This window comes from Ruminococcus flavefaciens MA2007 (assembly GCF_000621845.1).
Taxonomy (GTDB): domain Bacteria; phylum Bacillota; class Clostridia; order Oscillospirales; family Ruminococcaceae; genus Ruminococcus; species Ruminococcus flavefaciens_E.
This window is the reverse complement of record NZ_KK211354.1, coordinates 302,504-315,830: the sequence shown is the minus strand read 5'-3', so window position 1 is coordinate 315,830 and position 13,327 is coordinate 302,504. Positions and strand designations below refer to the sequence as shown.

Genomic DNA, 13,327 nt, shown 5'->3' with positions numbered 1-13,327 from the left:
GTCAGTCTTTTCTGTTCAGCCCTCCGAGAACAAGCACCGAAACAATTATCATTATTACAATAAGTGCGCCAGCCAGTATGCTGCTGAACTTTACACATATTATAATGAGCACCGTGAATATAACAGCCGCATAGGTGATATAACGGTTTCGTATCGCCTGTTTTTTGTTCTCGGCAGCAGTTTTACGCTCCTCCTCCTCGTCATGGCGGCGGCGCATCTCTTCAAGCTCCTGCTTTTCCTCGGTCTCGATGTTTTCCTGTTCCCTGTTGAAAACTGCGTCCCTGACAGCGTTCACAAAACGCTCGTATACTGTCTCAAGGTTCAGTTTTTCGTCGTCCTCAGCGTATTCAAGGGCTTTTCGCGGCGAATCGCCTAAAAGCTGAGCAAGCTGTGCTCCGAATACATCGTCCTCGGCAAAATCATAGCCGAAATGCTCTATATAATCAGATGCAAAGCTCTCCACAACTTCTTCCAGCAGCAGGTCACCGTTGTTTCGGCAGCCGTTATACGCAAGGAACCGTGCCCAGTGAGCCTGCCAGCATTCGGGAGAAGCGTCAAGGATAATATCGCAGTACTCCTCGGCAGCTTCAAAATCCTCGTCTGCAAGGAAAATATTCATTCTGCGGATAAGCTTTTCGGGAGCTTTACGCGCTGAAGCGCTGTGTCCGCTGTCCCTGCGGCGGATAAGCCTTATGACCTCCGCCATGAAGCCCAGCTTTTCCATATCCATGACAGGATAGTCAGATAGCTCCTCGGGGATATCTCCCTCGGAAACGCCGCTTATACAGGTGATAAGCAGCTTTTCGCCGTCCTTTCGGACTGCCGAAGCACATCTGCTCCACTGGCTTTTCATGTGCGGCTGCGCAAAGCCCTCGGGATCAGCGCAGACTACAAGCAGGGCTTCTGCTGAATTTATAGCCGCATTTATATAAAGCTCCCCTGCTCTGCCGCTGACTTCCTTAATGGACTTTGGAGCGTAGAACACGCTGAAGCCCTCCTCGCAGAGCTGGTCGTATATCTCGGAAGCGACACTTTCTCCCTTTTCGGACGAACTGCCGCAAATGAACACGTCGTAGCGCTCGCCGTTGCCAACTCGCTCCACAAACTCGCGGCGCAGAACGTCAATAGCAGCAGCTTCACGGCAGTATACCGCCTTTTGTTCGTCAGTGGCATAGGCTATGGCGGTAAGGTAGTTCACCTCCTCTGTCACAGGCGTCAGCGAAGCTCGGCGGCATACGGGAACTTTTACCGCAGAATCGCCGTTCTCGTAAACTATTCCGCAGCGGCACAGAACAAGCTCCCAGAAGCCCTCGGGCTCGTCGGGAACCTCGGCACAGAGCTGAACAAGCAGCTTTTCCGCGCCCTCAAAGTCCGTTTTCTGGCGAAGACTGCGTGCTTTGTTGAATATTTCAAGTCTTTCGCTGTCATATCCCATAGGATAGGTCTGTCTCGAACCGCAGCTTTCGCAGTCGCATACGCCCGTATCGTCATCGGGCTGCAATATTTCGCCGCATATCCTGCATAAAAGCTCCACAGGCTCCGCCTCCTTTCACTATCATTATATGTTATCTTTGGCACTGAAAAGAATCATATGCAATAAATCAGTTTTATGTTTGTAGGGGCGGATATTATCCGCCCGCTGAAAAATGTAGGGGACGGCGTCCTCGACGTCCCATTTAGGGAACGCCCTCTCTTGCAGGGCGACACTAATCGTGTCCGGCACCCTCTGTCCTTTGGACATCTCCCTACACTGTAGGGAGTCACCCTCTCAAAAAGCAGTCCACTGGACTGTTTTTTGATTCACCCTTTGCGGTTACTCCCTGTGGTACAGGGAGATGTCAGCGTAGCTGACAGAGGGTACTCGCTCCTGTTAGGAGCGCTTCGTAACTGTGGGGTTACTCCCCACAGTGTGGGGAGATGTCGCACGGCGACAAAGGGGACGGGCTTGTTAAGCTTGCCCCACACCCCACCAGAGGCGCCGCCTCTGACCTTACCGGTACGTCCCCTCTGTCCTACGGACATCTCCCCATTTTATGGGGAGTCACTCCGCCAAAGGAACACAGTCCCTTTGGAATCCCGTTCATGGGCTCGGTAAGTTATTGCATTAAATTATGATTTAGTCGTACAGATAAAAATCGGGCAGCTGCAAAAGCAGCTGCCGCGAAATCATTCTTCATCATCGTCGTCGCTGTCGCCGCCGTTTTTCTTGGCAAATATCGCAGTTCCCACTGCAAGAAGAATCGCAGCTGCGATAATTATGAACAGTACGCCCCTCGGGAATCTGTCTCCCGTCTGCGGTGAATTAGCCGCTAAAAGCATTAATGCTGCAAACATTACAAGGTCTCCTTTATTTATAATGGTGTTATGGTTTATTTTAGCACATTGGCTCTAATTTGTCAAATGTATTTTTGCGAAAAAGCCTGAGAGCTTTTTTCACTCTCAGGCTTAAACATCAGAATCTGAAATCGCGCTGACCGCCGTTCTTTATGCTGTCAAGGTACTCAATAGCACGCTGACGGCGCTTTTCATCGGGAACATTCTGTATCTCCTTGGCAATAAGCGCCTCTCCTACTGCCTTTGTTTCGGGTGAAGCATAGTCCGAGAGGTACTCCTGCAATGTCATAAGAGCGTTAGGGTGACAGCAGTTCTGTATCTGTCCTACCTTACACAGTGCCATGAAGCGGTCTCCTGTACGTCCCTCGCGGTAGCAGGCTGTGCAGAATGACGGGATATAGCCGCCGTCCATGAGCCACTTTACTACTTCATCGAGAGAGCGCTGGTCGGATACGTCGAACTGCTCTGTATCGTGTGGTCTGTCCTCGGGAGTATAGCCTGCATAACCGCCGACAGATGTTCTTGAACCGCCTGATATCTGGGACACACCAAGTCCGAGAACCTTTTCACGACAGGCTTCGCTCTCACGGGTGGAGATTATCATGCCTGTATAAGGAACTGCGATTCTGATACAAGCTACAAGCTTTGCAAAGGTATCATCGTCGATACCGTTGTCAAATACGCTCGGATCGATATCCGAAGCTCTTCTGATACGAGGAACGCTGATAGTGTGCGGACCTACGCCGTGAACAGCTTCAAGGTGCTCGGCGTGCATGAGAAGTCCTGCGAATTCGTACTTGTACTTGTCAAGTCCGAAGAGAACGCCAAGACCTACATCGTCGATACCGCCCTCCATAGCTCTGTCCATAGCTTCTGTGTGGTATGCATAGTTGTGCTTTGGTCCTGCGGGGTGGAGCTTCTCGTAGCTCTCCTTATGGTAGGTCTCCTGGAAGAGGATATATGTACCTATGCCTGCTTCCTTGAGCTTGCGGTAGTTTTCAACTGTAGTTGCTGCGATATTTACATTTACACGGCGGATAGCTCCGTTCTTGTGCTTGATGGAATAGATAGTCTTGATACATTCGAGGATATACTCGATAGGATTGTTCACAGGATCCTCGCCTGACTCGATTGCAAGACGCTTGTGTCCCATATCCTGAAGTGCGATGACCTCCTGACGAACTTCCTCCTGAGTCAGCTTCTTGCGCGGTATTTCCTTATTCTGCATATGATATGGACAGTATACGCACTTGTTTACGCAATAATTTGAAAGATAAAGCGGAGCAAACATAACTATTCTGTTGCCGTAAAATGCCTGCTTTATCTCCTTTGCAAGCTTGTACATCTTCTCTGTCATCTCCGGGATATCACAGGCAAGAAGCACACTTGCCTCACGGTGAGTAAGTCCTGCGCATTCTACTCCCCTGCCTGTTTTTCTCGGCTTTGCCTTTTCAAGTATCTGCTCGATGAGTTCACGGTTATGCTTGTTCTGCTCAGCATATTCCAGTGTAGCCATTATCTCCTCATCGTTTATAAATTCTTCTGCCTTTAAAGATTTTACATCATACATATTCATCTTTCTCCTTTATTATTTAGCCTTGCAAGACATTGTATTTACTTCAAGTTTAAATACCGCAGTCCGCGAAAGAACTTCCTCGGAATATTCAAGTCCCGTTCTGCCTGCCGACTGCTTCATAACATATTCAAGAGCGGCTTTCTTTTCTTCTGAGCCCTCAATAAGCGAAAGGACTCCCGTACCGATAACGCTGCAAAACTTCGCTGAATGGCCGCAGGCGGTATCAGCAGATATAAGCTCATATCTGCCGTCTATCTCAAAGCCCACAGACGGACACGCTTGTGCAAGCTCATATTTTCTTCCCGCCTTTGCGCCGTGAAAATAGAAAGTATATCCTGTATCATCTGACGAAAAGCCATAATTCACAGGTACAATATAAACCTCTCCGTTATCACAGAAACCGATACGAATTATCTTTTCAGCCGAAATGAAGCTCTTTATCTGCTCGCTGTCGGTTATCTCGCGGTCGTTTCTTCTCATAAAACTCTCCTGTCACTTCTTCGATATAGCTGCTTTTACAGATACGCCCTGTATCTGCCCAAGTCTTCCCGTGAGACTGCTGATAACATCGGGTTCTGCGTCAAGCGCCACTGAGATGAGGGATATCCCTCGCTCTTTGTAAGGAAGCCCCATGCGACCAATTATAATATCACTGTAGTCGTGAAGTACGTTGTTCACCTCTACTGCCGCGGACTGTTCGTCAATGACTATAGCCGCAACGGCAATTCTTTTTTTTTCCATTTCTCCTCCCTTCGGCAGAAAAACGGCAGTATACAAAAAAATCCGCCCAAAAACGGACGGAGCTTACCTGTATAGTTATACTGTGCAACTGCCATCCGATAACAGAGTTTTCACCCTGCTGCCCGAAAACAATATTATTAAACCAGCCAAAACCAGAATAAATCCTGACTTCCGCTGTATTTATCATACCACTTTGATACAAAAATGTCAATCTTATTTGGTTAGTATTATAAAACAAATATTCCTGCTCATTTTGTACAGCTTATACAATGGTCAAGCCGTTTTTTAAAGAATTTATATAATTTTTCAAAAATCACTGGACAAAATCTTTTATTTGTGATATACTATTTTTAGATTTATTTTTGAGGTGATTATTAATGGGTTTATTCTCATTTTTCCAGGGCGGGGCTAAATATTTTGATAAAAAAATAGAGCCTAAGTGCGATTACTGTATGTACGGTAAGAGAACAAAGGACGGAAATCGCGTTCTTTGCGAAAAAAGAGGCCTCGTTGAACAGAATTATTCATGTAAAGCTTTTATATATTCTCCTTTAAAGAGAATTCCTGTAAAACAGCTCAGATTTGTGGGCAGTATTGCCGACGATGAGCTCTATATCGAGTCAAAGGGCGACCGCACCGAAAAGGAAGAGGCAGAAAACAAGAATTCCGAGAAAAACAAGAAGCCTGCAGCTCCTGCACCGTCAGCTCCGGCGGCTCCTGCCGCTCCTGTTGCTCCGGTTCCACAGCCTGCTCCTGTTGCTCAGCCTGTTCAGAACGCTCCTGCTCCGCATGCAGAAGAAGCTGCTAAGCCTGAACAGCCCGCAGAACAGAACGCTGCCGAAAATGAAGTTAAGGACACAACTGTAAATGCACCTGCTGAAGAGGCTGCTGTAAAAGCCGAGGAAATCGAAAAGGCCTGAATAAAATAAAACTGAGGAGCTGTTTGAGCTCCTCTTTTTTTCTCTTGACAAAAATCTATTTTTAGAGTATAATTACTTTTGTTGGTCTATGCGGATGTGGTGAAACTGTCAGACACGTCAGATTTAGGTTGCGCTACGACATTGGAGTTGTAAAACTGTCCCTGTCGGCAGTCTGATTAGGCGGTCAAAATTGAATATGCGGGTGTGGTGAAATTGGCAGACACGTTAGATTTAGGTTCTAATGCCGTAAGGTGTGCAGGTTCAAGTCCTGTCACCCGCACTACTTATGAAGTCCGATTATTCGGGCTTTTGTTTTATGTTGAGTATGTTCTGATTCTGATAAAATGATCTCGGTAAAAAAAATATATCAATCTGAATCGACTGGAGGAATCAATATTATCATGAAAACTAAGAAAAAGAAAATCATATTATGCTGTTGCATTTCTTTGATACTGCTGTTGTTATTGGCGGCTGTCTATATTTTTCAATTTACGGGGTTAGGATATCGAATGTCAGTTCCGTACCGTAGTTCCTTTGAAAAAGCAGCAGATCATATTTATGTGAACAAAAACTATTCCGGTGATATCAAAGAGGCGATTCAGCTCACGGAAGAAGCACTGGAACGGGACAGAGCATTTTTCGGGGAATTACAATGCACCGAAACAAATACGACGTTCATAATTATCTGTGATGATGATAAGCTGCTTTCAAAGCTCGGCGGAGATCATGATACGCGAACCTCATATGCGAAAAAAAACTACATTTCTGTTTCAGATGAATATCTGAATATCGACATCATAGCACATGAATTCACTCATGCAGAGCTGCACACTCGCCTGAATATGAAAGCCCTGAAAAGTATTCCCACATGGTTTGATGAGGGACTTGCCACGCAAAATGATTATCGTAAGCAATACGGGCTTGATGCGTGGATTGAACAGACCGATAACGGAAAAAACACGGTTCCTCTTGAAGATATGGATACAGGTTCTGAATTTTATGCAGGTCCTGTAGAGGACAGGCGTTTCCGTTATCTGAATGCAAAACATGAAGTCAGCGAATGGATGGAGATTCATGGTCAGAAAGGATTGCTGGAACTATTCGATAACCTGAATAATGGTGAAGATTTTAATGCCGCTTATAAAAACTAACTTCCGACTCATTTCAAAAACTCGTTCTTATAATCTATGGTCTAATGGCACACCTGATTTCCGTTCCGCATAAGCCAAAATCAGCATTATGGCACATATTATAATCGGCACATACCTCACTGAAATACATAAACCTCACAGCAAGCTATATAGCATACCGAAAGAATGGTTAATTTCCGCTGAGAGACTTATTTATTTTCCGAGAAATATGTAGAATAGAATTAAAGCCGCAGGTCTCCCCTGCGGCTCTATTTATTATAGTTGTATCAGTCGAGATATGAGCCAACGGGCGAGGCGTTGTACTGCTTCTTTATCTTGATGATGACCGAGCCGTCAGACTGCGGTGTTTCTTCGATAATTCTGTACTTTGTACCTGTTTTTTCAAGTGACTCCTTGTACTTTTCTATTTCTTCCTTTACAAGTCTTGCAGCGTAATCCCGCGGAGCGTCCTCCTTCAGCATAAAATGCAGTGTCTGGCAGATACACGCTTCTTTGATCCTTTTCATTATGATCGACCTCCATAAAAATAATAAAACGAGCAGCAATAACCGGACTTACGCAGAATTGCTACTCGTTATGTACTAATTATATCAATTATTTCAGAATTTTTCAAAGGCAGTTTTGCACAAAGTTTATGCGATATGCTTTTCGATATATTCAACAACTTCGCTTCTGTCAATGTCAAGAGCGTAGGCAAACTCCTCAAAGAGCATATTCTCTGCAAGATTAAGATAATTCTCGTCAGCGGTACGGAGCTTCTTTCCGCTTTCGGCAAGCTCCTTGCGGCGAAGATACAAAGTTTTTATCAGGCTTATCATATCGTGCTTGTCAGCGTCCTTTATGATACGGCTGTATTCTGCTTTGCGCTGCATATCGTTGTCAATCCATATCATGTCATGTGAATTCATATGTGAGATAAGCTCGTCAACTTCAGCCTTTGAGCATACATAATGCATATTGCCAAGAGCAGCTTCATTATTTACAGGAACATAGAAAGTGTTTTTTTCTGAATTTGTATGCCTGAGTATATAGTACTCCTGCTCCTCTCCCGTAAAATCACGCTTTTCTATAGCTGTGACCTTACATATGCCGAATGTCCCGTACATAACAATGTCTCCCACATTATACATCAATATCACCTCGAAAAAAAATAGAACGTGCAGCAAGCAACTGGACTTACGCAGTAACTGCTACACGTTCTCTTGCTTTATTATAGCACCTTTTCAAGAAAAAAGCAAAGGCAGTTTTGCACAAAAATGAAATGCTTGTATCTGCGTTTTCACATTCCTGTCACATAATGCTTCTGCAAATTCCACAGTAAAAGGCTGACATTCCACTTTCGTTCCATTTTATCTTCAAATATCTGCGATATAATACAATCATAGAAACAAACACAACTCTCCCGATGAAAGGAAGTATCATTATGAAAAAAAATTATATAGCTTCAGCCTTTTTAATGGCAGCAATGGCAGTTTACATGACAGGCTGCGGAAATAATAGTTCAATATCCGAAAACACATCGACAGGCACAAATGCAAAGACTGCTGTTTCAGACAGCGCTGAAACCGCAGAAAAGACTGCAAAGGCAGATAAAACCTCTTCTGAGAATAACGATTCCGCTGAGATAAAGCAGCTTTCAAACAATACTGAGGAAACCACATTTACAAAGCGTGACCTTGAGCAGACCGCAGATACAAGTGAAGCTCAGAACATAACTGTTGCAGACAACAAGACCATTGACATCACCGAAGAGGGCGTGTATACTATAAGCGGCAGTGCTGAAAACTGCACTATCAGGATCAACGCTGAAGATTCCGCAAAGGTACAGCTTGTACTGGACGGCGTTGACATTGAGAATGAGGACTTCCCTGCTATATATGTACTTTCGGCAGATAAAGTATTCATAACCACTACAGACAGCGAGAATACCCTCACAGTCAGCGGACAGTTCACAACTGACAGCGAGAACAATACCGACGCAGTTATCTACTCCAAGGACGACCTTGTACTCAACGGCACAGGCACTCTGAATGTTACCTCTTATTACGGCAACGGTATCACCTGCAAGGACGATATGAAGATAACAGGCGGCACATACAATGTAAAATCCGCTCTGGACGCTTTTGAAGCAAATGACACAATCTCGGTTTACGACGGAACCTTCAATATCACCACAAACAAGGACGGTTTCCACTGCGAGAATGACGAAACTGAGGGAAGTATCACTATCTCGGACGGTTCGTTCACTATCAACAGCGTAAGCGACGGCATACAGGCTTGTGCAGTTCTTCAGATAGACGGCGGCGACTTCGATATCACAGCCGCAGAAGGTCTTGAAGCTACATACATAGTTATCAACGACGGCAATATCACTATAGATGCCAGCGATGACGGAATAAACGCTGTAACAAATACAAATGCTTACGAAACAGCAATAGTTTTCAACGGCGGAAACGTAAATGTTTCAGTAGGTCAGGGCGATACGGACGCAATAGACTCCAACGGCTCGATATATGTTAACGGCGGAACGATAAATGTTACAGCTCAGATGTCCTCATTTGACTACGACAGAACTGCCGAATTCAACGGCGGTACAATCATAGTCAACGGACAGGAAGTCTCAGAGATACCTCAGAGCATGATGGGCGGCGGTATGCGAGGCGGAATGAACGGCGGCATGGGCGGAGGCTTCGGCGGCAGACCTGCATGCTGAAACAAAGGCGCTCTTTACAAAAGGGCGCTTTTCGTGTATAATATTAACAATAAATACTGCGGAGGTGTACCATGCCGAAGATACTCATAGTTGACGATGAACACAACATAGTAACCCTCATAAGCCGCTACGTTCAGCGTGAGGGATATGATATCGTTACAGCTTCTGACGGACGAGAAGCCATAGACAAGTGCAAAAAAGAGGATTTCGACGTCATAATCATGGACGTTATGATGCCCGATACTGACGGCTTCACAGCCTGCAAGAAGATAAAGGAGTTCAAGGATATCCCCGTGATAATGCTCTCCGCAAGAGGTACGGAGTTCGACAAGCTCTTCGGCTTCGAGGTAGGTATTGACGACTATGTAACGAAGCCCTTTTCTCCCATGGAGCTTATAGCACGTATCAAGGTCGTCATAAGCCGAAAGCCTGTACCAAAGACTGACGGTACAGACAGCAGACATATAGTCGTTGACGGCATAGATATAGACACTCTCGGCAGGACTGTGCTGATAGACGGCGAAAAGGCTGACCTTACCGCAAAAGAATACGCTCTTTTTCTCATTCTCGTAAAGAATAAGGGCATTGTTCTTTCCCGTGACAGGATACTCAACGAAGTGTGGGGCTATGACAGCTTCGGCGTTGACAGAACTGTTGACTGGCAGATAAAGCTTCTCCGCAGCAAGCTTGGAGCATACCGCGACAGCATAAAAACAGTGCGAGGGGTGGGATATAAATTTGAAACGTAAAACAAATTCATTCCGAAAAAAGCTGCTCAGCTGGTTCATGTTTTTTACAGTTGTCATATTCACTGTTCTGTGGCTTTTGCAGACAGTTTTCCTGCAAAAATTCTACAACGGCATGATAATCAGAAACACTGTAAAAGTAGCTGATAAGATCTCCTCGGAAAGTCAGAGCAGCGATATCACGTCATATATTGACGATATTTCGCGGAGTAATTCCATACTTGTATTCGTGACCGATACTGACGGGAATATCCTGTACAGCTCCGACGAATACAAAAAAGGACATAAGTTCAAGGATGAAAGACTTGAAATGCCATATAACGGCAATGGCAAGGAAATGCGTTTCCATTACAGGGAGCTTCCCGAGAACTACACCGAATTCCTCAGTGCTGTAAACGCTTCCGACAACGGTGAAGCCGAGCTGAAAAACGATGATATTTACGTTTACGGCAGACTCATAGATTTCTACGGCAGCGACGAAAAAGCCGTTCTTTATGTGGGGACTACTCTTAATGCAGTAGGCTCCACTGCCCGTATCATTCGCATACAGCTCATATGGGTAACGCTGCTGTCGATTATCATAGCTTTTGTGCTGGCGCTGTTCATGTCAAAGAGCTTTTCAAAGCCTGTTTCACAGCTGGGCGAGAAGGCTCATAAGCTTGGCGAAAAGGATAATGATGCGGAGTTCAGTGAGGGCTTCTGTACGGAGCTTGACGAGCTGAACAAAACCCTTGATACCACTTCCGAAAAGCTGAAAAAGAACAGGGAATTTCAGAACGAGCTCCTTGCAAACGTATCCCATGACCTGCGTACTCCCCTGACTATGATAAAGGGATACGCCGAAATGATAAGGGATATTTCCCGTGAGGACGAGAAGCAGTGCGCCGAGGACGTTGCTGTTATCGTTGAGGAAACGGACAGGCTCACCGCTCTTGTAAACGAGATACTTGAATATTCAGAGCTTCAGATGTCCGACAGCGAAGCTGTGATGAATGACGTTGATCTCAGCGAAACTGTAGCTTCTGTTGCTGACAGCTTCGATAAACTGTATTCCAAGGACGGCTACGTCTTTGAGCGGAATATCGCCGATGATATCCACATCAAAGGCAATGTCTCACGGCTGCAAAGAGCGATTTACAACCTGCTGGATAACGCTGTCCGCCATGCAGGCGAGGACAAATGGTTAGGCATATCGCTGAGAACTGATAATGACAAGGCTATAATCAAGATATCAGACCACGGCAGCGGTATCGCTCCCGAGGAGCTTGAACACATATGGGACAGATACTACACAAAGCGTCAGCGCAGCGGCAAAGGCGTTTCGGGACTGGGACTTGCTATCGTAAAGCAGATAGTCAGCCAGCATAACGGCGTTTGCAAGGCTGAATCCGAGGTGGGCGCAGGCAGCGTTTTCAGTATCGAACTCAGCATTAACAAATGAACATCTTTCAGAATTACTGATACATTCAGATACACATAAAACAGCCGCAGGTCTCCCCTGCGGCTTTGTTATTGCGATTATTTTCCGCTCTCGCCATAGTTTGAGAGTACACGGGCTGAGGGATCATCTACGTTGCAGCCCTTCCACTCCTTGTTGGGCATCCAGAAATCTACTATCATTTCGCTGTTTTTCGGATAATACTTCTCGAAAATCTCACGATAGAGCAGAGACTCCTTGGTGAACGGCTTGGAATGAGCATATTTTGTACAGTCAAGCTCGAACTCCTCGTCTGAGTAATAGTTTTCGGCATATTCCTTAAGGTAGTCCACCATTGAGTGTCCTACAGCGTCGGAGAAAGCTGCCTTTTCACGGTAAAGGATATCGTGAGGCAGATAGTCTCCCTCGAATGCATGACGAAGCAGATACTTGCCCTTGTTGTACTTGTTCAGCTTCATCTCGGGATCGATAGCCATGACGTATTTCACGAAATCAATGTCTCCGAAGGGCACTCTCGCTTCAAGAGAATTTACTGATATACAGCGGTCCGCACGGAGAACATCGTACATATGGAGCTCATGAACGCGCTTTACTGACTCTGCCTGAAATGCCTCTGCTGAAGGAGCAAAGTCCGTATACTTATAGCCGAAGAGCTCGTCGGATATCTCGCCTGTCAGAAGCACGCGGATATCGGTCTGCTCATGGATAGCCTTGCAAAGCAGATACATTCCCATGCTGGCACGGATAGTTGTGATATCGTATGTACCAAGAAGATGTATTACCTCATCAAGGGCGTTGATTACGTCGTCCTTGGTGATAATGACCTCGGTATGTTCGCTGCCGATGTAGTCTGCCACCTGCTTTGCGTATTTGAGGTCTATTGCGTCGGTATTCATTCCAATTGCAAATGTTCTTATCGGCTTGTCGCTCTCACGCTGTGAAATTGCGCAGACAAGAGAAGAATCAAGACCGCCCGACAGCAGGAATCCTACCTTTGCATCGGCGTCAAGGCGCTTCTTAACGCCAGCAGCAAGCTTATCATGGATATTTTTGCAGACTGTATCCAAGTCGTCGTGTATAACCTTATCAACTGCTGTAATATCGCAGTAGCAGTGGAATTTTCCGTCCTTGTAGTAATGTCCGGGCGGAAAAGGCATTATCTTTTCACAGCACTTGACAAGGTTCTTCGGTTCGCTGGCAAAAGCCATTGTGCCGTCCTCGGACTTGCCGTAGTACAGCGGACGAATGCCTATCGGATCACGGGCTGCGATGAACTGTCGCTCGGTGCTGTCATATATCACACAGGCGAACTCTGCGTCAAGCATTGCGAACATATCTGTTCCGTACTCCCTGTACAGGGGCAGGATTATCTCGCAGTCGCTGTCGCTTCTGAAAACATAGCCCATATCAATGAGCTTTTCCCTGAGAGGGCGAAATCCGTAAAGCTCGCCGTTGCAGACTACAAAGTCTCCGTCAAGCTCAAAGGGCTGCATTCCCTCGGGAGTAAGTCCCATTATGGAAAGCCTCTGAAAGCCGAGGATACCGTCAGGCACCTTAACTATTCTCTGGTCGTCAGGACCGCGTGACACCGTCGCTTTCAGTCCTTCCATGACCTTTCCTGTACCGCCGCTGACGCCGCAGTATGCCATTATCGTACACATAGTATTTCCCTCCGAATAATAGGTGATCTATAAAGCGCAGATCGCCA

Annotated in this window: 13 protein-coding genes and 1 tRNA gene; 6 read left to right on the top strand and 8 right to left on the bottom strand. The window is 45.9% G+C overall.

Annotated features, from left to right (window positions below; all coding sequences use genetic code 11):
• Nucleotide 1: 1 nt before the first annotated feature.
• The 5 genes from T497_RS0112915 to T497_RS0112890 form a co-directional block, all read right to left on the bottom strand.
• Nucleotides 2-1,534 carry a TIR domain-containing protein gene (locus tag T497_RS0112915; RefSeq protein ID WP_028515968.1) on the bottom strand — a complete coding sequence of 511 codons (1,533 nt, stop codon included), beginning with the start codon at nt 1,532-1,534 and terminating at the stop codon, nt 2-4.
• 632 nt (nt 1,535-2,166) lie between these two features.
• Nucleotides 2,167-2,334 carry a hypothetical protein gene (locus T497_RS18585; RefSeq protein ID WP_196243045.1) on the bottom strand — a complete coding sequence of 56 codons (168 nt, stop codon included), beginning with the start codon at nt 2,332-2,334 and terminating at the stop codon, nt 2,167-2,169.
• Nucleotides 2,335-2,452: 118 nt separating this feature from the next.
• Entirely contained in the window at nt 2,453-3,904 is a 1,452-nt protein-coding gene (hydG, locus tag T497_RS0112900) for a [FeFe] hydrogenase H-cluster radical SAM maturase HydG (protein WP_080693382.1), read from the bottom strand.
• Nucleotides 3,905-3,922: 18 nt separating this feature from the next.
• Nucleotides 3,923-4,390 carry a pyridoxamine 5'-phosphate oxidase family protein gene (locus T497_RS0112895; protein WP_028515965.1) on the bottom strand — a complete coding sequence of 156 codons (468 nt, stop codon included), beginning with the start codon at nt 4,388-4,390 and terminating at the stop codon, nt 3,923-3,925.
• Between the two features lie 12 nt (nt 4,391-4,402).
• The gene (locus T497_RS0112890; protein WP_028515964.1) at nt 4,403-4,651 is read right to left on the bottom strand and encodes a TM1266 family iron-only hydrogenase system putative regulator; all 249 of its coding nucleotides are present in this window, start codon (nt 4,649-4,651) and stop codon (nt 4,403-4,405) included.
• Nucleotides 4,652-5,103: 452 nt separating this feature from the next.
• Between T497_RS0112890 and T497_RS18870 the strand changes: the two genes are divergently transcribed.
• From T497_RS18870 to T497_RS0112875, 3 genes are all read left to right on the top strand, one after another.
• Nucleotides 5,104-5,571, top strand: coding sequence for a hypothetical protein (locus T497_RS18870; RefSeq protein ID WP_242840016.1), 468 nt, complete (start codon nt 5,104-5,106; stop codon nt 5,569-5,571).
• 198 nt (nt 5,572-5,769) lie between these two features.
• Nucleotides 5,770-5,851: transfer RNA gene (locus T497_RS0112880), tRNA-Leu, on the top strand.
• Between the two features lie 121 nt (nt 5,852-5,972).
• Entirely contained in the window at nt 5,973-6,722 is a 750-nt protein-coding gene (locus tag T497_RS0112875) for a hypothetical protein (protein ID WP_028515963.1), read from the top strand.
• Between the two features lie 266 nt (nt 6,723-6,988).
• Here the strand turns inward: T497_RS0112875 and T497_RS0112870 are convergent, their stop codons facing one another.
• Entirely contained in the window at nt 6,989-7,228 is a 240-nt protein-coding gene (locus T497_RS0112870; RefSeq protein ID WP_028515962.1) for a hypothetical protein, read from the bottom strand.
• 126 nt (nt 7,229-7,354) lie between these two features.
• The gene (locus T497_RS0112865; RefSeq protein ID WP_028515961.1) at nt 7,355-7,852 is read right to left on the bottom strand and encodes a CarD family transcriptional regulator; all 498 of its coding nucleotides are present in this window, start codon (nt 7,850-7,852) and stop codon (nt 7,355-7,357) included.
• A gap of 293 nt (nt 7,853-8,145) precedes the next feature.
• Here T497_RS0112865 and T497_RS16905 point away from each other — a divergent pair, with 293 nt between their 5' ends.
• From T497_RS16905 to T497_RS0112850, 3 genes are all read left to right on the top strand, one after another.
• Nucleotides 8,146-9,435: a carbohydrate-binding domain-containing protein gene (locus T497_RS16905; RefSeq protein WP_037325074.1), complete on the top strand. Its 1,290-nt coding sequence runs from the start codon at nt 8,146-8,148 to the stop codon at nt 9,433-9,435.
• A gap of 71 nt (nt 9,436-9,506) precedes the next feature.
• A complete protein-coding gene (locus T497_RS0112855; protein WP_028515960.1) occupies nt 9,507-10,184 on the top strand; it encodes a response regulator transcription factor in 678 nt (225 codons plus the stop codon).
• Complete coding sequence (locus T497_RS0112850) at nt 10,174-11,622, top strand: sensor histidine kinase (RefSeq protein ID WP_028515959.1); 1,449 nt, start codon at nt 10,174-10,176, stop codon at nt 11,620-11,622. The genes T497_RS0112855 and T497_RS0112850 overlap by 11 nt, the downstream gene beginning before the upstream one ends.
• Nucleotides 11,623-11,699: 77 nt before the next feature.
• On the opposite strand, the gene asnB is transcribed toward T497_RS0112850, so the two are convergent.
• Entirely contained in the window at nt 11,700-13,280 is a 1,581-nt protein-coding gene (gene asnB / locus T497_RS0112845; RefSeq protein WP_028515958.1) for an asparagine synthase B, read from the bottom strand.
• Nucleotides 13,281-13,327: the final 47 nt, after the last annotated feature.

Coding starts and splice junctions, on each gene's coding strand:
- asnB (WP_028515958.1), bottom strand. CDS start 13,280: ATGTGTACGATAATGGCATACTGCGGCGTCAGCGGCGGTACAGGAAAG.
- T497_RS0112865 (WP_028515961.1), bottom strand. CDS start 7,852: ATGTATAATGTGGGAGACATTGTTATGTACGGGACATTCGGCATATGT.
- T497_RS0112890 (WP_028515964.1), bottom strand. CDS start 4,651: ATGGAAAAAAAAAGAATTGCCGTTGCGGCTATAGTCATTGACGAACAG.
- T497_RS18870 (WP_242840016.1), top strand. CDS start 5,104: ATGTACGGTAAGAGAACAAAGGACGGAAATCGCGTTCTTTGCGAAAAA.
- T497_RS0112870 (WP_028515962.1), bottom strand. CDS start 7,228: ATGAAAAGGATCAAAGAAGCGTGTATCTGCCAGACACTGCATTTTATG.
- T497_RS0112875 (WP_028515963.1), top strand. CDS start 5,973: ATGAAAACTAAGAAAAAGAAAATCATATTATGCTGTTGCATTTCTTTG.
- T497_RS18585 (WP_196243045.1), bottom strand. CDS start 2,334: ATGTTTGCAGCATTAATGCTTTTAGCGGCTAATTCACCGCAGACGGGA.
- T497_RS0112895 (WP_028515965.1), bottom strand. CDS start 4,390: ATGAGAAGAAACGACCGCGAGATAACCGACAGCGAGCAGATAAAGAGC.
- T497_RS0112855 (WP_028515960.1), top strand. CDS start 9,507: ATGCCGAAGATACTCATAGTTGACGATGAACACAACATAGTAACCCTC.
- T497_RS16905 (WP_037325074.1), top strand. CDS start 8,146: ATGAAAAAAAATTATATAGCTTCAGCCTTTTTAATGGCAGCAATGGCA.
- hydG (WP_080693382.1), bottom strand. CDS start 3,904: ATGTATGATGTAAAATCTTTAAAGGCAGAAGAATTTATAAACGATGAG.